The 24524-nt window shown below is 70.2% G+C and carries 20 protein-coding genes; 18 read left to right on the top strand and 2 right to left on the bottom strand.

The window, feature by feature from the left end; translation table 11 throughout:
• Positions 1-61 precede the first annotated feature (61 nt).
• Positions 62-604, bottom strand: a complete 543-nt coding sequence (locus OG293_RS27150) for a beta-class carbonic anhydrase (protein ID WP_406001397.1) — start codon at positions 602-604, stop codon at positions 62-64.
• 331 nt (positions 605-935) lie between these two features.
• Here OG293_RS27150 and rsmH point away from each other — a divergent pair, with 331 nt between their 5' ends.
• From rsmH to OG293_RS27230, 16 genes are all read left to right on the top strand, one after another.
• Positions 936-1889: a 16S rRNA (cytosine(1402)-N(4))-methyltransferase RsmH gene (gene rsmH / locus OG293_RS27155; RefSeq protein ID WP_406001398.1), complete on the top strand. Its 954-nt coding sequence runs from the start codon at positions 936-938 to the stop codon at positions 1887-1889.
• Positions 1886-2497, top strand: coding sequence for a septum formation initiator family protein (locus OG293_RS27160; RefSeq protein WP_406001399.1), 612 nt, complete (start codon positions 1886-1888; stop codon positions 2495-2497). The genes rsmH and OG293_RS27160 overlap by 4 nt, the downstream gene beginning before the upstream one ends.
• Positions 2498-2501: 4 nt before the next feature.
• Positions 2502-4433, top strand: coding sequence for a peptidoglycan D,D-transpeptidase FtsI family protein (locus OG293_RS27165; protein WP_406001400.1), 1932 nt, complete (start codon positions 2502-2504; stop codon positions 4431-4433).
• Between the two features lie 16 nt (positions 4434-4449).
• Complete coding sequence (locus tag OG293_RS27170; protein ID WP_406001401.1) at positions 4450-6144, top strand: UDP-N-acetylmuramoyl-L-alanyl-D-glutamate--2,6-diaminopimelate ligase; 1695 nt, start codon at positions 4450-4452, stop codon at positions 6142-6144.
• Positions 6141-7556, top strand: coding sequence for a UDP-N-acetylmuramoyl-tripeptide--D-alanyl-D-alanine ligase (gene murF / locus OG293_RS27175; RefSeq protein ID WP_406001402.1), 1416 nt, complete (start codon positions 6141-6143; stop codon positions 7554-7556). The genes OG293_RS27170 and murF overlap by 4 nt, the downstream gene beginning before the upstream one ends.
• A complete protein-coding gene (gene mraY / locus OG293_RS27180) occupies positions 7553-8623 on the top strand; it encodes a phospho-N-acetylmuramoyl-pentapeptide-transferase (RefSeq protein WP_406001403.1) in 1071 nt (356 codons plus the stop codon). Before murF ends, mraY begins: the two co-directional genes overlap by 4 nt.
• A complete protein-coding gene (murD, locus tag OG293_RS27185; RefSeq protein WP_406001404.1) occupies positions 8620-10038 on the top strand; it encodes a UDP-N-acetylmuramoyl-L-alanine--D-glutamate ligase in 1419 nt (472 codons plus the stop codon). Before mraY ends, murD begins: the two co-directional genes overlap by 4 nt.
• A gap of 44 nt (positions 10039-10082) precedes the next feature.
• Positions 10083-11474: a putative lipid II flippase FtsW gene (gene ftsW / locus OG293_RS27190; protein WP_406001405.1), complete on the top strand. Its 1392-nt coding sequence runs from the start codon at positions 10083-10085 to the stop codon at positions 11472-11474.
• A 6-nt stretch (positions 11475-11480) separates the two neighbouring features.
• Positions 11481-12575, top strand: coding sequence for an undecaprenyldiphospho-muramoylpentapeptide beta-N-acetylglucosaminyltransferase (gene murG, locus OG293_RS27195; RefSeq protein WP_406001406.1), 1095 nt, complete (start codon positions 11481-11483; stop codon positions 12573-12575).
• 15 nt (positions 12576-12590) lie between these two features.
• A complete protein-coding gene (locus OG293_RS27200; protein WP_406001407.1) occupies positions 12591-13397 on the top strand; it encodes a cell division protein FtsQ/DivIB in 807 nt (268 codons plus the stop codon).
• 275 nt (positions 13398-13672) lie between these two features.
• On the top strand, positions 13673-14881 hold the full coding sequence (gene ftsZ / locus OG293_RS27205) for a cell division protein FtsZ (RefSeq protein ID WP_406001408.1): 1209 nt from the start codon (positions 13673-13675) through the stop codon (positions 14879-14881).
• A complete protein-coding gene (gene pgeF / locus OG293_RS27210; protein ID WP_406001409.1) occupies positions 14878-15612 on the top strand; it encodes a peptidoglycan editing factor PgeF in 735 nt (244 codons plus the stop codon). The genes ftsZ and pgeF overlap by 4 nt, the downstream gene beginning before the upstream one ends.
• Complete coding sequence (locus OG293_RS27215; protein ID WP_406001410.1) at positions 15609-16328, top strand: YggS family pyridoxal phosphate-dependent enzyme; 720 nt, start codon at positions 15609-15611, stop codon at positions 16326-16328. The genes pgeF and OG293_RS27215 overlap by 4 nt, the downstream gene beginning before the upstream one ends.
• Before the next feature lie 123 nt (positions 16329-16451).
• Positions 16452-17057: a cell division protein SepF gene (locus tag OG293_RS27220; protein ID WP_266543354.1), complete on the top strand. Its 606-nt coding sequence runs from the start codon at positions 16452-16454 to the stop codon at positions 17055-17057.
• Positions 17058-17129: 72 nt separating this feature from the next.
• Entirely contained in the window at positions 17130-17420 is a 291-nt protein-coding gene (locus OG293_RS27225) for a YggT family protein (protein ID WP_406001411.1), read from the top strand.
• 54 nt (positions 17421-17474) lie between these two features.
• Positions 17475-18602, top strand: a complete 1128-nt coding sequence (locus tag OG293_RS27230; RefSeq protein ID WP_406001412.1) for a DivIVA domain-containing protein — start codon at positions 17475-17477, stop codon at positions 18600-18602.
• Positions 18603-18936: 334 nt separating this feature from the next.
• Here the strand turns inward: OG293_RS27230 and ileS are convergent, their stop codons facing one another.
• A complete protein-coding gene (ileS, locus tag OG293_RS27235) occupies positions 18937-22074 on the bottom strand; it encodes an isoleucine--tRNA ligase (RefSeq protein WP_406001413.1) in 3138 nt (1045 codons plus the stop codon).
• Positions 22075-22644: 570 nt separating this feature from the next.
• Here ileS and OG293_RS27240 point away from each other — a divergent pair.
• Both OG293_RS27240 and lspA read left to right on the top strand, forming a co-directional pair.
• On the top strand, positions 22645-23895 hold the full coding sequence (locus OG293_RS27240; protein WP_406001414.1) for a TraR/DksA C4-type zinc finger protein: 1251 nt from the start codon (positions 22645-22647) through the stop codon (positions 23893-23895).
• A 59-nt stretch (positions 23896-23954) separates the two neighbouring features.
• Positions 23955-24521 carry a signal peptidase II gene (lspA, locus tag OG293_RS27245; protein ID WP_406001415.1) on the top strand — a complete coding sequence of 189 codons (567 nt, stop codon included), beginning with the start codon at positions 23955-23957 and terminating at the stop codon, positions 24519-24521.
• Positions 24522-24524: the final 3 nt, after the last annotated feature.

Consider the following 24524-nt stretch of genomic DNA (forward strand, 5'->3'; position numbering starts at 1 on the left):
GCCTGTGGATAAAGGGGTGGGAATTGTCGACCTTGCCGGGTTTTATCCGGTGTACGGCTGGTCACACTGCGGGGTCGATCTCCCGCAGAAGGCCATCCGTGACATCGAAGACGAAGCCGCGCACGTCGTCGGTGTGCGGCAGGAAGGGCGAGGTGCGTACCCGCTGCATCGACTGCCGTACGTCCTGGTCGACGTCGCGGAAGGCCTCCACCGCCCACGGCGGACGCTGCCCGACCTCGTCCTCCAGCTCGTGCCGGAAGTCCTCGGTGAGGCTCTCCAGGCCGCAGCCGGTGTGGTGGATGAGTATGACGCTGCTGGTGCCGAGCGCCCGCTGGCTGATGGTCAGCGACCGGATCACGTCGTCGGTGACCACGCCGCCCGCGTTGCGGATCGTGTGGCAGTCGCCGAGCTCCAGCCCCAGTGCATCGTGCAGGTCGAGACGTGCGTCCATGCAGGCCACCACGGCGACGCGCAGCACAGGGCGTGCGTCCATCCCCGGGTCCTGGAAGTTGGCTGCGTAGCGCTGGTTCGCCTCGACAAGACGGTCCGTGACCGTTCCGTGGGAACGCGCTGTTTCGGTGGAGTGGTGCGCGGAGGTCGACATGAGGACGACGGTAATGGGCACGAGCGCCCCGGGCCTGCTGTGAGGTGGGACAAAGAACGTCAATGAGCATTGTTGTGAGCTAACCCACAAGGGTGATCAGCCACGTCCGGGCGAGTGAAGTGTCCGCATCCGAGCACCTTCTCCACGTGCCCCGCGCCACGCGACGGCCGGTTGATTGACCGAAGGGACCTGTGGACTAAAGTGACGCGAAGTTCACGGACACATCCTGCACATTTTCAATTTCTCCCCGCGTGTGCGGCGTACGTACGGCCCTTCTGAGCGGGCGGGGACCCGGTGGTACGTACACCCCGCGCCGGACCTGAGAGGGCGCATGAGCCAGACCCGACATGTCCCGGTGATGCTCCAGCGGTGCCTGGACCTGTTGGCCCCGGCGCTTCAGAACCCGGGCGCGGTGGTCGTCGACTGCACTCTCGGCCTCGGCGGACACAGCGAGGCCCTGCTCACGCAGTTCCCCGAGGTGCGGCTGGTCGCCCTCGACCGGGACAAGGAGGCGCTGCGTCTGTCGGGCGAGCGACTCGCTCCGTTCGGCGACCGGGCCACCCTGGTCCACGCCGTGTACGACGAGCTGCCACAGGTCCTTGAGCGGTTGGGGATGCCCCGCGTCCAGGGCGTCCTGTTCGATCTCGGCGTCTCCTCCATGCAGCTCGACGAGGCCGACCGCGGATTCGCCTACGCCCAGGACGCCCCGCTCGACATGCGCATGGACCAGACGACCGGTGTCAGCGCGGCCGAGGTCCTCAACACCTACCCGCCCGGCGAGCTGGTGCGAATCCTGCGCGTGTACGGCGAGGAGAAGCAGGCCAAGCGGATCGTCTCGGCGGTCGTACGGGAACGCGAGGAGGAGCCCTTCACCAACAGCGCCCGCCTCGTCGAGCTGATCCGCGACGCCCTGCCCCAGGCGGCCAAGCGCACCGGCGGCAACCCCGCCAAGCGCACCTTCCAGGCTCTGCGCATCGAGGTGAACGGCGAGCTGAGCGTCCTGGAGCGGGCGATCCCGGCCGCGGTGGCCGCGCTCGACGTCGGCGGCCGCATCGCCGTCCTGTCGTACCACTCCCTTGAGGACCGGCTGGTCAAGCACGTCCTTGCGGCAGGGGCGGCCACCACGGCGCCGGCCGGTCTGCCGGTCGTCCCCGAGGAGTACCAGCCGCGGCTGAAACTGCTGACCCGGGGCGCGGAGCTCCCGACCGAGGAAGAGGTCGCCGAGAACCGCCGTGCGGCACCGGCACGGTTCAGGGGAGCGCAGCGCATCCGGGAGGACGTGTGAACGCAGCGGCCAGGCAACTGAAGGGGCGGGCCGCACGGCTCGCCAGGCTGATGCCCTCGGGGCCGAGCACCGCCGCCCGCGCCCCCTTCGTCCTGCTGGTCGTCCTGCTTCTCGGCGGCGGTCTGATCACGCTGCTGCTGCTGAACTCCTCGCTCAACGAGGGCTCGTTCGAACTGAGCGAGCTCAAACGGAAGACCACCGAGCTCACCGACGAGCAGCAGGCGCTCCAGCGGGACGTGGACAACCGCTCCGCACCCGGCGCCCTGGAGCGGCGGGCCCGCGAGCTGGGGATGGTGCCGGGCGGAAGCCCCGCCTTCCTGAACCCGGACGGCACGGTCCGCGGTGTACCGGGCGGGGCCGGCGCGCAGGCCTCGCCCAACCCGTCGCCGATGGGGTTCCAGGGGCCGGTCGCCCTGCCCTCCCCCGCACCTTCCTCGCCGCCGTCCGCCAAGGACCCGGCCCAGGCCATCACGGCACCGGCGTCCCTCTCCCCCCGGTCGCAGCCCGCGCCCCGGCCGGCCAGCAAGCCCGGCCCCCACGGGTCCGTCCCCGCGGCCGGTCCGACGCACCCGCCCGCGAAGCCGACCCCGACGACCCCCGGCAGGTGACGCAGTGCCCCCCAAGGAACCGCCCCGCCGGCGGGTCCCCGGACCCGCCCGCAGGCCCTCCGTCCGCCCGGCCTCCCGCCGCCCGGGCCCCGCTCCGCGCGCACTTCGGCTCGGCAGCCCCCGCCCCCGGCTGCGGCTGGTCGGCCTCGGCCTGACCATGGTGATGATCGCCTTCGTCGTACGCCTCCTTCAGGTGCAGGCCGTCGACGCCAGTGCGTACGCGGCCAAGGCGGAGAAGAATCGCTACCTCAGCCACAAGCTCACCGCCGAGCGCGGCGAGATCACCGACCGGGCCGGAATCGCCCTGGCCACCAGCGTCGACGCGTACGACATCACCGCGGACCCGAAGATGTTCCTGCCGGGCGAGAGCAAGGCCCCGAACGCGCCCGAGCAGGCCGCCGCGCTGCTCGCCCCCATCCTCGGCGAGGACGCGGCCGAACTTGCCAAGAAGCTCAGGACCCCCAAGTCGCGCTACACCGTGCTGGCCCGGCGCCAGACCCCCCAGGTCTGGAACCAGATCAAGGACCTCAGGTCCGTCTTCGCCGAGAAGGCCAGGGCCGACAAGGCCAAGGGCGGCCCCGGCGCCAACGTCCTGAGCGGCGTCTTCCAGGAGCCGAGCAGCAAACGCGTCTACCCCAACGGTGATCTCGCCGCCGGGATACTGGGTTATGTCACCGCCGACGGCCGCGGAGGCGGCGGCGTGGAGTCCATGCTCGACAAGGCCCTGGCGGGCAAGGACGGCCAGGTCACCTACGCGCAGTCCGGCGGCCGGCGTGTTCCCACCGCGGGCTCGCGGGAGGTCCCCGCCGTCCCCGGTTCCGACATCGAGCTGACCATCGACCGCGACATCCAGTGGGCGGCCCAGCAGGCGATCACGGACCAGGTGACGAAGTCCAGGGCCGACCGCGGCTACGTGATAGTGCAGAACACCCAGACCGGCGAGGTCCTCGCCATGGCCAACGCGCCGGGCTTCGACCCCAACGACCTCTCCCAGGCCAACTCCGCGGCGATGGGCAACGCCGCGCTCCAGGACGCGTACGAACCGGGCTCCACCGCCAAGGTCATGTCCATGGCCGCCGTGCTGGAGGAGAAGATCGCCACGGCCACCACCCATGTCGTCGTCCCCAACCGTCTGCACCGCGGTGACCGGCTCTTCAAGGACGACATCGACCACCCCACCTGGAGCCTCACGCTCAACGGCGTGCTCGCCAAGTCCAGCAACATCGGCACCATCCTGGCGACCGGACAGCTCGCGAGGACCCAGCCGGCGGCCAACCAGGTCCTCTACTCGTATCTGCGCAAGTTCGGGATCGGCAGCCGGACCGGGCTCGGCTACCCGGGCGAGACATCCGGAATCCTCGCCAAGCCGCAGAACTGGTCCACCTCGCAGCAGTACACGATCCCCTTCGGCCAGGGACTCTCGCTCAACGCCATGCAGGCGGCCTCCGTCTACTCGACGATCGCCAACGGCGGCGTACGCGTCGAGCCCACCCTGATCCGCGGCACCAAGGGCCCCGACGGCCGCTTCACCCCGGCCCCCGCCCCCCGCAAGACCCGCGTCGTCAGCGAGGAGACCGCCCGCACGCTGGCGCACATGCTGGAGTCGGTCGTCGGCGACGAGGAGGGCACCGGCACCAGGGCACGTATCCCCGGCTACCGCGTCGCGGGCAAGACCGGCACGGCCAACCGGGTCGACCCGGAGCTCGGCCGCTACAAGGGCTACACCGCCTCCTTCGCCGGCTTCGCGCCCGCCGACCAGCCCCGCATCACCGTCTACTGCGCCATCCAGAACCCGACCAAGGGCAGCTACTTCGGCGGCCAGATCTGCGGCCCGATCTACCAGAAGGTCATGCAGTTCGCCCTGAAGACCCTCCAGGTCGCCCCGACGGGAGCCGACTCCGCACGGCTTCCCGTGACCTTCAAAGCCGGCGAGTGACCCGGAGGAACCACCAGTGAAAACCATCACCTCCGATTCCGGGAACCAGCCCGTCCGGGACCGTGCCCCGGCCCCCTCGCTTCGCCCCGGGCCGGGTGCGCCCGGTACGCTCACCGCCGTGTCACAAGCTGATCAGTACCGAACCGCCGCCCAGCAGGACGCCCCCGCGAAACAATCGGGAGCGCCCCGTCCGGACCGGCCCCGCCCGACACCGCTGGGCGAGCTGGCCGCCCACCTGGGGGCGCAGAGCCCGGGCCCCGGCGAAGCAACCGGCATCACCCATGACTCGCGGGCGGTGCGGCCCGGTGACGTGTACGCCGCCCTGCCCGGCGCCCGCTTCCACGGCGCCGACTTCGCCGCCCAGGCGGCTGACCTCGGGGCCGCCGCGATCCTCACCGACCCGGCGGGCGCCGAGCGTGCCGCGGAGACCGGCCTGCCGGTCCTGGTCACCGACAACCCGCGCGGCCGCATGGGCGAGCTGGCCGCCGAGATCTACGGACACCCAGGGGACGGTCTGCTCCAGATCGGCATCACCGGCACCTCCGGCAAGACCACGTCGGCGTACCTCGTCGAGGGCGGACTCAGAGCCGCGGGCCACAGCACCGGCCTGATCGGCACGGTCGAGATGCGGATCGGCGACGAGCGCATCAAATCCGAGCGCACCACCCCCGAGGCCACCGACCTTCAGGCCCTCTTCGCCGTGATGCGCGAGCGGGGCGTCCAGTCGGTCGCCATGGAGGTCTCCAGCCACGCCCTTGTGCTCGGGCGGGTCGACGGCTGCGTCTTCGATGTCGCCGTCTTCAACAACCTGAGCCCCGAGCACATGGAGTTCCACTCCGACATGGAGGACTACTTCCAGGCGAAGGCGCAGTTGTTCACCCCCAGGCGCAGCAAGCTCGGGGTCCTCAACTTCGACGACGAGTACGGCCGCAGGCTGATCAAGGAGGCGTCCGTCCCGGTCACCACCTTCTCCGCCGAGGGCCACCCGGACGCCGACTGGCGAGCCGAGAACGTCGAGATCAGCGCCGTGGGCTCCACGTTCACCGCGGTGGGCCCCGGGGGCGAGCGGATCAGTGCCGAGGCCCCGCTGCCGGGACCGTTCAACGTCGCCAACACGCTGGCCGCCATCGTCACCCTCGCCGTCGCCGGGATCGCCCCGCAGACCGCCGCCGACGGCATCGCCGCCGTCCCCGGTGTGCCGGGACGCCTGGAGCGCGTGGACGCCGGCCAGCCCTATCTCGCGGTCGTCGACTACGCCCACAAGACCGACGCCGTCGAGTCGGTCCTGCGCTCGCTGCGCAAGGTCACCGAGGGCAGGGTGCACATCGTTCTCGGCTGCGGCGGCGACCGTGACCGGACCAAGCGCGGCCCGATGGGCGCGGCGGCGGCCCGGCTCGCCGACACCGCCGTACTGACCTCCGACAACCCCCGCTCCGAGGACCCCCTCGCGATCCTCGCCGCGATGCTCGCGGGCGCCGCCGAGGTGCCGATCCATGAGCGCGGCGACGTCCTGGTCGAGGCCGACCGGGCCGCGGCCATCGCCGCCGCCGTCGCCCGCGCACAGCCCGGCGACACCGTGCTGGTCGCGGGAAAGGGCCATGAGCAGGGCCAGGACATCGCCGGAGTGGTCCGCCCCTTCGATGACCGCCAGGTCCTGCGCGCGGCCATCGAGAACGCCGCAGCCCTTCCGAACAGTGGGATGAAGCAGTGATCGCCCTCTCCCTCGCCGAGATCGCCGAAATCGTCGGCGGGCGGTCGCACGACATACCGGATCCGGCCGCGCGGATCACCGGACCCGTCGTCATCGACTCCCGCGCGGTGCGCCCCGGTGCTCTCTTCGCCGCTTTCGCCGGCGAGAACGTCGACGGCCACGACTACGCCCGCCGCGCCCACGAGGCCGGCGCGGCGGCCGTGCTGGCCGCCCGCCCCGTCGGCGTACCCGCGATCGTCGTCGAGGACGTCCAGAGCGCGCTCGGCGCGCTGGCCCGCGAGGTCGTACGCCGCCTCGGCACCGAAGTCGTCGCGCTCACCGGTTCGTCCGGGAAGACCTCCACCAAGGACCTGATCGCCCAGGTGCTCCAGCGGCACGCGCCGACGGTCTGGACGCCGGGCTCGCTGAACAACGAGATCGGCCTGCCGCTCACCGCGCTCACCGCCACCGAGGAGACCAGGCATCTGGTCCTGGAAATGGGCGCACGCGGCACCGGCCACATCCGCTATCTCACCGGTCTGACCCCGCCGAAGATCGGCCTCGTCCTGAATGTCGGGACTGCCCACATCGGGGAGTTCGGCGGGCGCGAGCAGATCGCGCTGGCCAAGGGCGAGTTGGTCGAGGTCCTCCCCGAGGACGGCACCGCGGTGCTCAATGCGGACGATCCGCTCGTACGGGCCATGGCGTCCCGCACCAAGGCGCGCGTCCTGCTCTTCGGCGAGGCCCGGGACGCGGACGTACGTGCCGAGAATGTCCGGCTCACAGCCACCGGACAGCCCTCCTTCAGGCTTCAAACACCCTCCGGGTGCAGTGACGTGACCATGCGGCTGTACGGTGAGCACCACGTGTCGAACGCGCTCGCCGCGGCCGCCGTCGCCCATGAGCTGGGCATGTCCGTCGACGAGATCGCCCTCGCGCTCTCCGAGGCGGGCACCCTCTCCCGCTGGCGCATGGAGGTCACTGAGCGACCGGACGGCGTGACGATCGTCAACGACGCCTACAACGCCAACCCCGAGTCCATGAGAGCCGCACTGCGGGCACTCGCGGCCATGGGCGGGGGGCGGCGGACCTGGGCGGTGCTCGGCCCCATGGCCGAGCTCGGGGACGAAGCACTCGCCGAGCACGACGCGGTCGGACGGCTCGCCGTCCGGCTCAACGTCAGCAAGCTCGTCGCAGTCGGGGGCAGGGAAGCGTCCTGGTTGCAACTGGGCGCATATAACGAGGGTTCGTGGGGTGAGGAGTCGGTGCACGTGTCCGACGCGCAGGCGGCGGTCGACCTGTTGCGCAGTGAACTGCGTCCGGGAGACGTCGTGCTGGTGAAGGCTTCCAGGTCGGTCGGTCTGGAGCGGGTCGCCCAGGCACTGCTCGAGAACACGGCAGCGTCCTCGGAAGGGCAGGTCACCGGCCGATGAGGCAGATCCTCTTCGCGGGAGCCATCGGGCTCTTTCTGACCCTGGTCGGAACACCGCTGCTGATCAAGCTCCTGGCCCGCAAGGGATACGGGCAGTTCATCCGGGACGACGGTCCGCGCAGCCACGGCAGCAAGAAGGGCACGCCCACCATGGGCGGCATCGCCTTCATCCTGGCCACGGTGATCGCCTACGCCCTGGCCAAGGTGATCACCGGCGGGGAGCCCACGTTCTCGGGCGTGCTGGTGCTCTTCCTGACCGCCGGAATGGGGCTGGTCGGGTTCCTCGACGACTACATCAAGATCGTCAAGCAGCGGTCGCTGGGTCTGCGGGCCAAGGCGAAGATGGCCGGACAGCTCATCGTCGGCATCGCCTTCGCCGTACTGTCGCTGCAGTTCGCCGACAGCCGCAACAACACCCCGGCCTCCACCAAGCTTTCGTTCATCACGGACTTCGGCTGGTCGATCGGGCCGGTGCTGTTCGTGGTCTGGGCGCTGTTCATGATTCTCGCGATGTCCAACGGCGTGAACCTGACGGACGGTCTGGACGGCCTGGCCACCGGCGCGTCGGTGATGGTCTTCGGCGCGTACACCTTCATCGGCCTCTGGCAGTTCCAGGAGTCCTGCGCCAACGCGATCACGCTGACCAACCCCAACGCCTGCTTCGAGGTGCGCGATCCCCTCGATCTGGCGGTGGTGGCGTCCGCCCTGATGGGCTCCTGCTTCGGCTTCCTGTGGTGGAACACCTCGCCCGCCAAGATCTTCATGGGTGACACCGGATCGCTCGCCCTCGGCGGGGCGCTCGCGGGTCTGGCCATCTGCTCCCGCACGGAGTTCCTGCTGGCCCTCCTCGGAGGACTCTTCGTCCTGATCACCATGTCCGTGGTCATCCAGGTCGGCTCCTTCAAGATGACCGGCAAGCGGGTCTTCCGCATGGCGCCCCTCCAGCACCACTTCGAACTCAAGGGGTGGTCCGAAGTCCTTGTGGTGGTCCGGTTCTGGATCATTCAGGGCATGTGCGTCATCGTGGGTCTGGGGCTCTTCTACGCGGGCTGGGCGGCCGACAAGTGAGTGCGCAGGACTGGCAGGGCAAGCGGGTCACCGTGGCGGGTCTCGGGGTCTCCGGGATCCCGGCCGCCCGCGTGCTGCACGGCCTGGGCGCCGTCGTGACGGTCGTCAACGACGGGGACGACGAGCGTTCCCGTACGCAGGCGGCCGAGCTGGAGGCGGAGGGCATCACCGTCCGCCTCGGCGACGGAGCCACCCTGCCCGAGGGCACCGAGCTCATCGTCACCACGCCCGGCTGGAAGCCCGACAAGCCGCTGTTCCTGGCCGCCGCGGACGCGGGTGTCCCGGTCTGGGGCGACGTGGAGCTGGCGTGGCGGCTGCGCGGTCCCGGCGCGGCGCCCTGGCTCGCGGTCACCGGCACCAACGGCAAGACCACGACCGTACGGATGCTCGCCTCGATCCTTCAGGCGGCCGGGCTGCGCACGGCGGCCGTCGGCAACATCGGCGTCTCGCTGCTCGACGCGGTCCTCGGCGAGGAGACCTACGACGTCCTCGCCGTCGAACTCTCCAGCTACCAGCTGCACTGGGCGCCGTCCCTGCGCGCCCACTCCGCGGCTGTGCTCAATCTGGCGCCCGACCACCTCGACTGGCACGGCTCGATGGAGGCGTACGCCGCCGACAAGGGCCGGATCTACACGGGCAACACCGTCGCCTGCGTCTACAACGCGGCCGACAAGGCCACCGAGGACCTGGTGCGCGAGGCGGACGTCGAGGAGGGCTGCCGGGCGATCGGTTTCACCCTCGGCACACCCGGCCCCTCCCAACTCGGGGTCGTCGAGGGGATTCTGGTCGACCGCGCCTTCGTCGAGAACCGGCAGAAGCAGGCCCAGGAGCTCGCCGAGGTCGCGGACGTCGACCCGCCCGCCCCGCACAACATCGCCAACGCCCTGGCGGCGGCGGCGCTGGCCCGTGCGTACGGAGTGAAGCCCGCGGCCGTACGGGACGGACTGCGCGCCTTCCGCCCCGACCCGCACCGCATCGAGAAGGTCGCGGACGTGGCCGGTGTCGCGTACATCGACGACTCCAAGGCGACCAACACGCATGCCGCGGAAGCGTCCCTGGCGGCCTACGAGCCGATCGTGTGGATCGCGGGCGGTCTGGCCAAGGGGGCGAGCTTCGACGAACTGGTTCAGAAGTCGGCAGGGCGACTGCGCGGGGTCGTACTGATCGGCGCGGACCGCGCCCTGATCCTCGAAGCCCTCGCGCGACACGCCCCCGAGGTCCCGGTCGTCGACCTCGACCGGACAGACACTGGGGCGATGTCGGCGGCGGTCCGGGAAGCGGCGCGCCTGGCCCGGCCCGGGGACACGGTTCTGCTGGCCCCGGCCTGCGCCTCGATGGACATGTTCGCCAACTACAACAAGCGCGGCGAGGCGTTCGCGGACGCGATCAGCGAACTCGCCGCCGAGCGCGCCTGACCGGCCACTCCCCGCGCCAGGCACGACTGGAGGGGACAGCGACCATGCCGGCCGACGACACCGCCCCCGCTCCCAAGATCCTCAGGCAGGTCCTCCATCGCCGCTCGGGCTCCGGCGGGGCCCGGCCGGCGATCAAGGAGCGGCGTCCCGGACGGAGCCCCGCGGCCGCCCGCAGGCCGGGCTCCTCCCGGCCGCCACGCGGCAGAAGGGCACGCCGGCTGTACGAGCAGGCGCGCCGTACCTGGGACCGCCCCCTGACCGCGTACTACCTGATCCTCGGCAGCAGCCTGCTGATCACCGTGCTCGGCCTGGTGATGGTCTACTCCGCCTCGATGATCAAGGCGCTGGAGCTGTCGCTCCCGGCGGCGTACTTCTTCCGCAAGCAGTTCCTCGCCGCCGCCATCGGTACCGGTCTGCTGCTGATCGCCTCCCGGATGCCCGTCAAGCTCCACCGGGCGCTGTCCTATCCGCTGCTCATGGGCGCCGTCTTCCTGATGATGCTCGTCCAGATCCCCGGGATAGGGCATGCGGTCAACGGCAACCAGAACTGGATCTACCTGGGCGGCCCGTTCCAGCTCCAGCCCAGTGAGTTCGGCAAGCTGGCGCTGATCCTCTGGGGCGCGGACCTGCTCGCCCGCAAGCAGGACAGACGGCTGCTGACCCAGTGGAAGCACATGCTGGTGCCGCTCGTCCCGGTCTCGTTCCTGCTGCTCGGTCTGATCATGCTCGGCGGGGACATGGGTACGGCGATCATCCTCACCGCCATCCTCTTCGGCCTGCTGTGGCTGGCCGGCGCCCCGACCAGGCTGTTCGCGGGCGTCCTCGGCGTCGCCGCCCTGGTCGGCCTGATGCTCATCAAGACAAATGAGAACCGGATGTCCCGGCTCTCCTGCATCGGCGCGATCGACCTCGGGCCCAAGGGCGAGTGCTGGCAGGCTGTGCACGGCATCTATGCTCTTGCCTCCGGCGGATGGTTCGGTTCTGGTCTCGGTGCAAGTGTGGAGAAATGGGGTCAACTCCCCGAACCTCACACCGATTTCATCTTCGCCATCGCCGGTGAGGAACTGGGCCTGGCGGGGACGCTGTCGGTGCTCGCCCTGTTCGCGGCTCTAGGCTATGCGGGTATCCGCGTGGCCGGACGCACGGAGGACCCCTTCGTGAGGTTTGCCGCGGGAGGTGTGACCACCTGGATCACGGCCCAGGCCGTGGTCAACATCGGTGCGGTGCTCGGCCTGCTGCCGATCGCCGGAGTCCCGCTCCCGCTGTTCTCCTACGGAGGGTCGGCCCTGCTGCCGACCATGTTCGCTGTCGGGCTGCTGATCGCGTTCGCGCGGGAGGACCCAGCCGCGAGGGCGGCCCTGGCCGTGCGGAGGCCTGGGGTGAGATGGAAGACGATGAGACGGCGCGTCAAGAAGCGTCCGTCCGGAGAGCGGTGAATTTCGGTGCATGTCGTACTCGCCGGTGGGGGGACCGCCGGCCACATCGAGCCCGCGCTCGCCCTCGCGGACGCCCTGCGCAGGCAGGACCCGACCGTGGGAATCACGGCCCTGGGCACGGAGAAGGGGCTCGAGACCAGGCTGGTGCCCGAGCGGGGCTACGAGCTGGCGCTGATCCCCGCCGTTCCGCTGCCGCGCAGGCCCACCCCTGAACTGATCACCGTCCCCGGGCGGCTGCGCGGCACCATCAAGGCCGCCGAGCAGATCCTGGAACGTACGAAGGCGGACTGCGTCGTCGGCTTCGGCGGCTATGTCGCGCTGCCCGGCTATCTGGCCGCCAAGCGGCTCGGCGTGCCGATCGTGGTCCACGAGGCCAATGCCCGGCCGGGTCTGGCGAACAAGATCGGCTCGCGCTACGCCGCGGGCGTGGCCGTGGCCACGCCCGACAGCAAGCTGCGCAACTCCCGCTACATCGGCATCCCCCTGCGCCACACCATCGCCACCCTCGACCGCGCCCGGGTCCGCCCCGAGGCCCGCGCCGCCTTCGGCCTGGACCCCAACCTGCCGACGCTGCTGGTCTCCGGCGGCTCGCAGGGCGCCCGCCGCCTCAACGAGGTGATCCAGCAGATCGCTCCGGTGCTCCAGCGCTCCGGAATCCAGGTCCTGCACGCGGTCGGCCCGAAGAACGAACTGCCGCGCGTGGACAACATGCCCGGTATGCCGCCCTACATCCCGGTACCGTACGTGGACCGGATGGACCTCGCGTACGCCGCGGCCGACATGATGCTCTGCCGCGCGGGCGCGATGACCGTCGCCGAACTCTCCGCCGTCGGGCTCCCGGCCGCGTACGTCCCGCTGCCGATCGGCAACGGAGAACAGCGGCTCAACGCCCAGCCGGTGGTGAAGGCCGGCGGCGGACTGCTGGTCGACGACGCCGAGCTGAGCCCCGAGTGGGTCCAGGGCAACGTCCTTCCGGTGCTCGCCGATCCGCACCGGCTGTACGAGATGTCCCGTGCCGCCGCCGAGTTCGGCCGCAGGGATGCCGACGACCTGCTCGTCGGCATGGTGTACGAGGCGATCGCAGCACGCCGTCAGGCGTAAGAAGGGCAGGGGAGCGTGGCCGGACCGACCACCGCCGAACGCGGGGCGGGCAAGTCTCCCGGAGGGAAGGCGGGTCCGGTCCGCCCGGCCCGCAAAGGCTCCCCGGCCCGCAGGCCGCGCCTCCCCGGCCGCCGCTCCGTGCTGCTCGCAGTCACCGGCAGCTTCCTCGTCGCCGCCGGAATGTGGGTGCTCTACGGCTCCCCGTGGCTGCGCGTGGAGCAGGTGACGTCGTCCGGGACCGAGGTTCTGACCCCCGAGGAGGTGACGGCGGTGGCGGCCGTCCCGATGGATTCGCCGCTGATTTCCATCGATACGGATGCCATTGAGGCCCGGCTGCTGCACGGACTGCCCCGTATCGACTCGGTGGATGTCGTCCGGTCATGGCCGCACGGGGTCGGTCTGAACGTGACCGAGCGAAAGCCCGTACTGGTGATGGAGAAGGGCGCAAAGTTCATCGAAGTGGACGCCAAGGGCGTTCGGTTCGCCACCGTGGACAAGGCTCCCGGAGCCGTTCCCCGGCTCGAACTGTCCGCGGCGCGATCGCCGAGTCTGCGCCGCTTCGGCCCGGACCGGCTCGTGGCCGAGGCGGTCCGGGTCAGCGGCGAACTCCCCGGAAGCGTCGCCGCGGACACAAGAGTTGTGACAGTCCGTTCGTACGACTACATCACCTTGGAGCTGAGCCGGGGACGTACGGTGGTCTGGGGCAGTGCGGAGAAGGGAGAGGCGAAGGCGCGCGCACTGACTGCGCTGCTGAAAGCGGCGCCGAAGGCGCGGCACTTCGACGTGAGTGCGCCAACCGCCCCTGCCGCGTCAAGGAGTTGACGCGCATCCGCGCTGGCCAGCACCCTGGTTGGTCATCGCTATGGGTGATCACATAGGGTGAAAAGAAAAACGGGAGGTTCGGCGTGTTCGTTGAACGTGCGCCACTTGTCGACTTAGTGTCCTGTTCGGAGAGTCCAAGAAGCAGACACACTGGTAACCCTAAACTTCAGCGTTAGGGTTTGGGTCGGCGTTCCGGACCGTCCCATCGGCATCCGTCGTCGCAGCGCGACAACCGCGAAGCGACGACACGTAACTCGAGGCGAGAGGCCTTCGACGTGGCAGCACCGCAGAACTACCTCGCAGTCATCAAGGTCATCGGTGTCGGCGGCGGTGGTGTCAATGCCATCAACCGAATGATCGAGGTCGGTCTCAAGGGCGTCGAGTTCATCGCGATCAACACTGATGCGCAAGCCCTGTTGATGAGCGACGCCGACGTCAAGCTCGACGTCGGTCGCGAACTCACCCGCGGCCTGGGGGCCGGAGCCAACCCGGCAGTCGGCCGCAAGGCGGCAGAGGACCACCGTGAGGAGATCGAGGAGGTCCTCAAGGGGGCCGACATGGTCTTCGTCACCGCAGGCGAAGGCGGTGGCACCGGCACCGGTGGCGCACCCGTCGTCGCCAACATCGCCCGCTCGCTCGGCGCCCTGACGATCGGCGTGGTCACCCGCCCGTTCACCTTCGAGGGCCGTCGGCGCGCGAACCAGGCGGAGGACGGCATCGCCGAGCTCCGCGAAGAGGTCGACACCCTCATCGTGATCCCGAACGACCGACTGCTGTCCATCTCGGACCGCCAGGTGAGCGTGCTCGACGCGTTCAAGTCCGCGGACCAGGTGCTGCTGTCGGGTGTCCAGGGCATCACCGACCTCATCACCACGCCCGGCCTGATCAACCTCGACTTCGCGGACGTCAAGTCCGTGATGTCCGAAGCGGGGTCGGCGCTCATGGGCATCGGCTCGGCCCGCGGCGACGACCGCGCGGTGGCCGCCGCGGAGATGGCCATCTCCTCGCCGCTTCTCGAGGCTTCCATCGACGGCGCCCGCGGGGTGCTGCTCTCCATCTCCGGCGGCTCGGACCTCGGTCTCTTCGAGATCAACGAGGCGGCCCAGCTGGTGAGTGAGGCGGCCCACCCCGAGGCCAACATCATCTTCGGCGCGGTCATCGACGACGCGCTCGGTGACGAGGTACGGGTCACGGTCATCGCGGCCGGCTTCGACGGCGGGCAGCCGCCCGCCCGCCGGGACACCGTCCTCGGCGCGGGCGCAAGCAAGCGCGAGGAGCCGTCGGCCACCCCGTCCCGGGGCACCGAGACCTCGCGCTCGTCCCTCGGTACCGTTCCCGCCCGCGAAGAGTCCTCGGCCCCGGCCGAGCCCGCTCCGGTCGCGAACGACCTGAACTCCCCGTCGGGGCCCGCACACGTCCCGACCGCCCGTCCGTACCCGGACAGCCAGGCCGAAGAGCTGGATGTCCCGGACTTCTTGAAGTGATAGGCCAGTACGACATCGTGAGCGGCGCGCACTTCGCCTTCACCGACAGGTGGGGCGGGGTGAGCGCCGTTCCGTACGAGGAGCTCAACCTCGGCGGAGCGGTCGGCGACGACCCCGCAGCCGTACTGGCCAACCGGGCGATCGCGGCGAAGGACCTGGGGCTCGACCCGGAGCGCGTCGTCTGGATGAACCAGGTCCACGGAAAGGACGTCGCAGAGGTCGACGGTCCGTGGGGGGACGGGCCGGTTCCGGCGGTGGACGGCCAGGTCACCGCCCGGCGCGGGCTTGCGCTCGCCGTACTGACCGCGGACTGCACTCCCGTGCTGCTCGCCGATCCCGTCGCGGGTGTCGTGGGCGCGGCCCACGCGGGCAGGCCGGGGATGATCGCGGGGATCGTGCCCGCCACGGTCGAGGCGATGACATCGCTCGGCGCGGACCCCGCCCGGATCATCGCCCGCACCGGGCCGGCCGTCTGCGGTCGCTGCTACGAAGTCCCCGAGCAGATGCGGTCGGACGTGAGCGCGGTCGAACCGGCCGCGTGGTCCGAGACGAGCTGGGGCACCCCGGCCGTCGATGTGACCGCCGCTGTCCACGCCCAGCTCGAGGCGCTCGGTGTCCGGGACCGGCAGAGCTCACCGGTGTGCACACTGGAATCGCGGGACCACTACTCGTACCGCCGCGACCGCACCACCGGGCGGCTCGCCGCCTATGTCTGGCTGGATGGCTCATGACCGACCGCAGAACCGAACTCGCCGACAATCTGGCCGCAGTGGAGGAACGTATCGCCTCCGCCTGCGTGGCGGCCGGCCGCAAGCGGGAGGAGGTGACCCTCGTCGTGGTCACCAAGACCTACCCGGCGAGTGACGTGCGGCTGCTCCATGAGCTGGGTGTGCGGCATGTGGCCGAGAACCGTGACCAGGACGCGGCTCCCAAGGCCGCCGCCTGCTCGGATCTGGACATCAGCTGGCACTTCGTCGGCCAGTTGCAGACCAATAAGGTCCGCTCCGTGGCGAGTTATGCCGATATTGTGCAGTCCGTTGACCGACTGAAGCTCGTCACCTCATTGTCCACCGCGGCCGTCCGCTCCGTGCGCGAGATCGGCTGCCTCATCCAGGTCGCCCTCGACGCCGAGTCGGGCGAGCGCGGGGAGCGGGGCGGCGTCGCGCCGGACGGCATCGAGGAGTTGGCCGCCGCGGTGGACGGCTCACCAGGACTGCGGCTCGACGGTCTGATGACCGTCGCGCCGCTGGCCGGTCCGTACGCGGGCCGGGAACAGGCGGCGTTCGAGCGGCTGATGGAATTTTCATCCAGCCTGCGCGCGGGGCATCCGGCTGCGAACATGGTGTCAGCAGGGATGAGTGCGGACCTCGAACAGGCGGTGGCGGCCGGAGCGACACATGTACGCGTCGGCACTGCGGTACTCGGAGTCCGACCCCGGCTCGGGTAACGTCGCGAAGCAAGTCGGACCACAGCAGAAAATATGGTCATTCCCGCCTAAAGCGGGCAGGCCGAGTGGATCGCGGGCACTTGGTGACGAGGCCGATCCACCACAGAGCGGAGGACTCAGAGAATGGCCGGCGCGATGCGCAAGATGGCGGTCTACCTCGGCCTCGTGGAGGACGATGGGTACGACGGCCGGGGTTTCGATCCCGATGACGACTTCGAACCCGAGCCGGAGCCCGAGCGGGACCACCGGCGCCACCAGCCCCCGCACCAGGTGGAGAGGGAAGAACCGGTGCGGGTGGTGCAGCCTCCCGCACAGCGCGAGCCTGTTCCGCTTCCCGCTGAAAGTGGACGTCCGGCGCGAATCGCCCCCGTGGCATCCATCACACCCGAACGTCCGAGCCTGGAGAAGAACGCACCGGTGATCATGCCCAAGGTCGTGTCCGAGCGGGAGCCCTACCGAATCACCACACTGCACCCCCGGACCTACAACGAGGCCCGTACTATCGGGGAACACTTCCGTGAGGGCACCCCCGTGATCATGAACCTCACGGAGATGGACGACACGGATGCAAAGCGACTTGTCGACTTTGCCGCGGGACTCGTCTTCGGTCTGCATGGCAGCATTGAGCGAGTGACGCAGAAGGTGTTCCTGTTGTCGCCTGCTAACGTCGATGTCACGGCGGAGGACAAGGCCCGCATCGCAGAGGGCGGGTTCTTCAACCAGAGCTGAGAAACCGACACCGGGAACGACCCGGCCGCGAGGCCGGTAGCACACGAGAGCCAGGGGAGAGGGAAGCGCAGAATGGGCGTCGCACTGCAGGTGGTCTACATCGTGCTGGTGTGCTTCCTGGTCGTGCTGATCTTCCGGCTGGTCATGGACTACGTCTTCCAGTTCGCGCGCTCATGGCAACCCGGTAAGGCGATGGTGGTCGTTCTGGAGGCCACCTACACTGTCACCGATCCACCGCTCAAGCTTCTGCGGCGGTTCATTCCGCCGTTGCGTCTCGGGGGCGTGGCACTCGACCTGTCCTTCTTCGTTCTGATGATCATCGTCTACATCCTGATCTCCGTCGTGACGGGCTTGGGGAACTGATGTGAGCGATACGGTCTTGCCGACTGCCGACGACTACGTAGAGGTGAAGAAGAGATGCCGCTGACCCCCGAGGACGTGCGGAACAAGCAGTTCACGACTGTCCGCCTCCGAGAAGGCTATGACGAGGACGAGGTCGATGCCTTTCTCGACGAGGTCGAGTCCGAGCTGACCCGCCTGCTCCGCGAGAACGAGGACCTGCGCGCCAAGTTGGCCGCAGCGACCCGTGCGGCCGCGCAGAACCAGCAGCAGGGCATGCGCAAGCCGCCGGAGCCGCAGGACGGCCGTGGTCCCGGCGCCCCGGTGCCCGCCGCCATATCCGGACCGCCGGTCCAGCAGCAGCCCCCGCAGATGGGTCCGCCCCAGCTGCCCGGTGGTCCGCCGCAGTTGCCCGCGGGCCCGAGCCACGGCGGCCCGCAGGGTCCTGGCCAGATGGGCCCCGGCCCGATGCAGGGCGGCCCCATGGGCGGTCCGATGGGCGGCTCGATGGGTGGTCCGATGGGTGGCCCGATGGGCGGTCCCATGGGTCACGCTCCGCAGATGCCGCAGCAGGGACCCGGCGGCGACAGCGCCGCGCGTGTGCTCTCGCTGGCCCAGCAGACCGCCGACCAGGCGATCGCCGAGGCCCGCTCCGAGGCCAACAAGATCGTCGGCGAGGCCCGCAGCCGCGCCGAGGGCCTGGAGCGCGACGCCCGCGCCAAGGCGGACGCGCTGGAGCGGGACGCCCAGGAGAAGCACCGCGTCGCCATGGGCTCCCTGGAGTCCGCGCGCGCGACGCTGGAGCGCAAGGTCGAGGACCTGCGGGGCTTCGAGCGCGAGTACCGCACGCGCCTGAAGTCCTACCTGGAGAGCCAGCTGCGTCAGCTGGAGACCCAGGCGGACGACTCCCTGGCCCCGCCGCGGACCCCGGCGACCGCTTCGCTGCCGCCGTCCCCCTCGATGGCTCCGGCCGGCGCGGGTGCGATGGGTCACACCATGGGCGGCAACCCCTCGATGGGGCAGTCCATGGGCGGCAACCCGTCCATGGGGCAGTCCATGGGCGCTGGCCCGTCGTACGGTGGCCAGCAGCAGATGTCCCCGGCGATGACCCAGCCGATGGCACCGGTGCGGCCGCAGGCGCCGCAGCCGATGCAGCAGGCGCCGTCGCCGATGCGCGGGTTCCTGATCGACGAGGACGACAACTGACGGCGGGCCGCGCGTATCGCGCGTAGCCGTCGGCAGGCTGAGGGCCGGGCCCGGGACATCTGTCCCGGGCCCGGCCCTTTTGCCGTGCCGCCTTGCCGTGCCGCGCGTCACCGCGCTCGGGGACTCTGCCCCACTCCCGCTCCTCAGCCGCCTCGGCCTGGGCGTGCGGCCCTGACCGGCGCTTCGCCCCCCCCGGGCCCCGGTCCTCTCCTCGGTCGCCGGACGCGCTTGACAGGGCGCCCGGGGGCGAAGCACCGGTTCGGTGAGGGGGCAGGCGGGAAAAGCAAGGGCCCGGGACTCTCGTCCCGGGCCCTTCGTCTCGTGGCGCGGCGCGTCAGACCTTGCGCAGACGGAACGTCAGCGACAGGCCCTCGTCCGTGAACGCGTCACCGAACCCCTCGGCCGCCGCGTCCCGCCCGAACTCCGTCGCGAGTACCTCGTCCGCGATCAGCCCCGCGTGCTCCGTCAGCGCCTGCGCCGTCGACGGATCCGTCGACGTCCAGGTCACCGCGATACGGTCCGCGACGTCCAGGCCGCTGTTCTTGCGGGCCTCCTGGATCAGGCGGATCGCGTCACGCGCCAGGCCCGCCAGCCGCAGCTCCGGAGTGATCTCCAGGTCGAGCGCGACCGTCGCACCCGAGTCGGAGGCCACCGACCAGCCCTCGCGCGGCGTCTCTGTGATGATCACCTCGTCCGGGGAGAGCGTCACCGTCCCGCCGTCCACGACCACCGACGCATTGCCCTCGCGCAGGGCGAGGGAGAGCGCCGCGGCATCCGCCTCGGCGACGGCCTTCGCGACCGCCTGGACACCCTTGCCGAAGCGCTTGCCCAGAGCGCGGAAGTTCGCCTTGGCCGTCGTGTCGACCAGCGAGCCGCCGACCTCGGAGAGCGACGCGAGCGAGGAGACGTTGAGCTCTTCCGTGATCTGCGCGTGCAGCTCCGGCGAGAGCGTGCCGAAGCCCGAGGCCGCGACCAGCGCACGCGACAGCGGCTGACGCGTCTTGACCCCGGACTCCGCGCGCGTGGCGCGGCCCAGCTCCACCAGGCGGCGGACGAGCGCCATCTGGGAGGAGAGGGCCGGGTCGATCGCGTCGAGGTCGGCGGCCGGCCAGGACGACAGATGGACCGACTCGGGCGCGTCCGGCGCCACCGGGACGACCAGGTCCTGCCAGACCCGCTCCGTGATGAAGGGGGTCAGCGGAGCCATGAGACGGGTCACGGTCTCGACGACGTCGTGCAGTGTGCGCAGCGCCGCCTTGTCGCCCTGCCAGAAGCGGCGGCGCGAGCGGCGTACGTACCAGTTGGACAGGTCGTCGACGAAGGCCGACAGGAGCTTGCCGGCCCGCTGGGTGTCGTACGACTCCAGCGCCTGGGTCGTCTGGTCCACCAGGGCGTTGAGCTCGCTCAGCAGCCACCGGTCCAGCACCGTGCGCTCCGCGGGGGCGGGATCCCCCGCGGAGGGCGCCCACTCGGAGGTGCGCGCGTACAGGGCCTGGAAGGCCACCGTGTTCCAGTACGTCAGGAGCGTCTTGCGCACGACCTCCTGGATCGTGCCGTGGCCCACCCGACGGGCCGCCCACGGGGAGCCGCCCGCCGCCATGAACCAGCGCACCGCGTCGGCGCCGTGCTGGTCCATGAGCGGGATCGGCTGAAGGATGTTCCCGAGGTGCTTGGACATCTTGCGGCCGTCCTCGGCGAGGATGTGGCCGAGGCAGACCACGTTCTCGTACGAGGACTTGTCGAAGACCAGGGTGCCGACGGCCATCAGCGTGTAGAACCACCCGCGTGTCTGGTCGATCGCCTCCGAGATGAACTGCGCCGGGTAGCGCTTCTCGAAGATTTCCTTGTTCCTGTACGGATAGCCCCACTGCGCGAACGGCATCGAGCCCGAGTCGTACCAGGCGTCGATGACCTCCGGGACACGCGTCGCGGTCCCGGAGCACTGCGGGCAGGGGAAGGTGACCTCGTCGATGTACGGGCGGTGCGGGTCAAGGGCCGACTGGTCCGTGCCGGTCAGCTCGGTGAGCTCGGCGCGCGAGCCGACGCAGGTGAGGTGGTTCTCCTCGCAGCGCCAGACGGGCAGCGGCGTGCCCCAGTAGCGGTTGCGGGAGAGCGCCCAGTCGACGTTGTTGTTCAGCCAGTCGCCGAAGCGGCCCTGCTTGACCGAATCCGGGATCCAGTTGGTCTTCTCGTTCTCTTCGAGCAGCCGGTCCTTGATGGCGGTGGTGCGGATGTACCAGGACGGCTGCGCGTAGTAGAGCAGGGCCGTGTGGCAGCGCCAGCAGTGCGGATAGCTGTGCTCGTACGGAACGTGCCGCAAGAGCAGGCCGCGGTCGTCGAGGTCCTTGGTGAGTGCCTCGTCGGCCTTCTTGAAGAAGACGCCGCCGACCAGGGGCACGTCCGCCTCGAAGGTGCCGTCCGGGCGGACCGGGTTCACGACCGGCAGGCCGTAGGCGCGGCAGACCTTGAGGTCGTCCTCACCGAAGGCGGGGGACTGGTGGACGAGACCGGTGCCGTCCTCCGTCGTCACATACTCGGCGTTGACGACGTAGTGGGCCGGGGCCGGGAACTCCACGAGCTCGAAGGGGCGCTGGTACGTCCAGCGCTCCATCTCCGCGCCGGTGAAGGACTCGCCGGTGACCTCCCAGCCCTCGCCCAGCGCCTTCTCCAGCAGCGGCTGCGCGACGACGAGCTTCTCCCCGCCGTCCGTCGCGACGACGTAGGTGACGTCGGGGTGCGCGGCGACGGCGGTGTTGGACACCAGGGTCCAGGGGGTCGTCGTCCACACCAGCAGTGCCGCCTCGCCCGCGAGCGGTCCCGAGGTCAGCGGGAAGCGGACGAAGACGGACGGGTCCACGACCGTCTCGTAGCCCTGCGCCAGCTCGTGGTCCGAGAGGCCGGTGCCGCAGCGGGGGCACCAGGGAGCGACGCGGTGGTCCTGGACCAGCAGGCCCTTGCTGAAGATCTCCTTCAGCGACCACCAGACCGACTCGATGTACGAGGGGTCCATGGTGCGGTACGCGTCATCGAGGTCGACCCAGTAGCCCATACGGTCGGTGAGCTGGGCGAACGCGTCCGTGTGCCGGGTCACCGACTCACGGCATCTGTCGTTGAACTCCGCGATGCCGTACGCCTCGATGTCCTTCTTGCCGGCGAAGCCGAGCTCCTTCTCGACGGCGAGCTCGACCGGCAGGCCGTGGCAGTCCCAGCCGGCCTTGCGGGCGACGTGGTAACCGCGCATGGTGCGGAACCGGGGGAAGACGTCCTTGAAGACGCGGGCCTCGATGTGGTGGGCGCCCGGCATGCCGTTGGCGGTGGGCGGGCCTTCGTAGAACACCCACTCGGGGCGGCCCTCGGACTGCTCCAGGCTCTTCTGGAAGACCTTGGCCTCGCGCCAGAAGTCGAGCACGGCGTGCTCGAGCGCGGGAAGGTCGACCTGGGCGGGCACCTGGCGGTACTGGGGTGGTGTCATCGACGAGCTCCTCCAACGGACAGTGTCTGTGCCGTCGGAGGGACGAGAGCCTGCGCTCCCGCGGTACCACCCTCCTTGGCCCGCCGGCCGTGGCCGGTGAGCCCCCTCATTGGGTCGCGATGCCGGGTCTAGTCGCCCACGGTCGTCCCGAGGGCTTTCTTCCGGCGGCTCAGGGGTGATGCTTCACCTCGTGCTCGCCCCCGGGCTCTCACCGTCCCCGGGTCGCTCATGGCTGCGTACGAAGCTACTCGTCCCCATCCACGCCTTTCGCTCCGCCCAGTGTACGGGCCCCTACGCGGGGCGGCCGACCGGATTTCACCGGGCCGCCCGCGGTCCTTGCGCGAGCCGCGCGGTTGACCCGAATGGCCATACGCAGGCCTGCGGAGTCCGGCTGCTTCCCTCCGGCGGGTTACGGGGCGGGGAGCTGGGCACAACGGATGCAGGTTCGCCTTCTCGCAGGCCGGGGCGGGCCGAGGAAGCGGCGTGGCCCGTTTGCCGCGGGGCCTGGGTCGATTTATCGTCCCAGCACGATTCGCGAGCAAAATCACAATATGTGAAGGGGCCGCGGCCATGGTGGCGAAGAAGACCGCCGAGAAGTCGGCGTCCGCGAGATCCACCGCCGCCGAGGCGGCGGCCGAGGGTGGTGCGAGCGGAGGGAAGAGCACGGTCCCGAGGAAGGCCGGGGCGAAGTCGGCGAAGAAGGCGTCGGCGGCCACGGCGACGGTGAAGAAGGTGTCGGCGGTGGCGTCACCCGAGGCGTCGGAACCGGCCGGGATTCCGTCCGGGAAGCCGGCCGGGAGGAAGCGCGCCGACGCCGGGAAGCCCACGACGACGAAGACGAAGAAGGCGACGAGGAAGACGACCGAGAAGGCAGCGGCGAAGAAGACGTCGGCGAAGAAAGCGGCGGCGAAGAAGTCGGCGGCGAACAAGCCGGCCACCACCACCGAGACGACTGCGAAGGCGAGCGCGATGAAGGCGACGGCCGTGGAGGAGACGGCCGCACCCGCGGCCGGGACGCCGGTGGCGGAGGAGCCCGCGAGGAAGGCGCCGGCGAAGAGGACGAAGAAGAAGACATCGGCGAAGGGGGCCGTGGACCGAGCGGCCACGGACGGGAGGACCGCGGGGAAGGCGTCCATGGAGAAACCGTCCGAGGCCGGAGCGACCACCCGGAAGGCGTCCGCGGAGAAACCGTCCGAGGCCGGAGCGACCACCCGGAAGGCGCCTGCCAAGAGGACGCCTGCGAGGAAGGCCGCGGCCAAGAAGGCCGCGAAGAAGGCCGCACCCGCGGCCGAGGGGGCGGCCGAGGCCGCGAAGCAGACAGGAGCCAGGACCGTGGGAGCGAAGAGGACCGCGGGCGGGACAGCGGCCGCACACAGCAGTGCCGCACCGGTGCCCACAGCCCGCACAGTGGCCGCGACAGCGCCGGGGGAGCTTGCCGTACGGCCCGGGGAGGACCCCTGGACCCCCAAGGAGGTCGCCGAGGCACGCGCGGAGCTGGCCGACGAGGTGGCCAGGCTCACCAGCGAGATCAGCACCTCGGAGGAGGCGCTGGTCGGACTCATGCGGGACTCGGGGGACGGCGCGGGCGACGACGACGCCGACACCGGTACCAAGAACATCACGCGCGAACACGAGATGGCGCTGGCCGCCAACGCGCGCGAGATGCTGGAGCAGACCGAGCGGGCGCTGCTGCGCCTCGACGCGGGGACGTACGGCCTCTGCGAGATCTGCGGCAAGCCCATCGGCAAGGCGCGGATGCAGGCGTTCCCGCGCGCGACCCTCTGTGTGGAGGACAAGCAGAAGCAGGAACGGCGCGGCTGAGCCCGTACGTGTGTGTCGTACCCTCGTGCTCAGTCAGGCACCTAGGTTGAGGGACACACGTGGCAGAGGCGGAGCGCATCATCGGTACGTCGGATTCAGCTGGAGCCGACGAGGCTGCGGCGCCCGCCGAGCAGCCCAGGGGCAGGCGCAAGATCCTCGTGCTGTTCGGGGTGGCCGTCGTCGCCTACCTGATCGACCTCGTCAGCAAGATGCTCGTGGTGGCCAAGCTGGAGCACCACGAGCCGATCGAGATCGTCGGTGACCTGCTGAAGTTCGAGGCGGTGCGGAACCCCGGCGCGGCCTTCGGCATGGGCGAGGCCTTCACCGTGATCTTCACCTTCATCGCGGCGACGGTGATCGCCGTGATCGTGCGGCTGGCGCGCAAGCTGTACAGCCTGCCGTGGGCGATCGCCCTCGGGCTGCTGCTCGGCGGGGCGCTCGGCAACCTCACCGACCGGATCTTCCGCTCGCCGGGCGTCTTCGAGGGCGCGGTCGTCGACTTCATCTCGCCCGCGCACTTCGCCGTCTTCAACCTCGCCGACTCCGCGATCGTCTGCGGCGGCTTCCTGATCGTGATCCTGTCGTTCCGCGGGCTGGACCCCGACGGCACTGTCCACAAGGACTGACAA

The sequence above is a fragment of the Streptomyces sp. NBC_00829 genome (genome assembly GCF_045161795.1).
Lineage (GTDB): Bacteria > Actinomycetota > Actinomycetes > Streptomycetales > Streptomycetaceae > Streptomyces.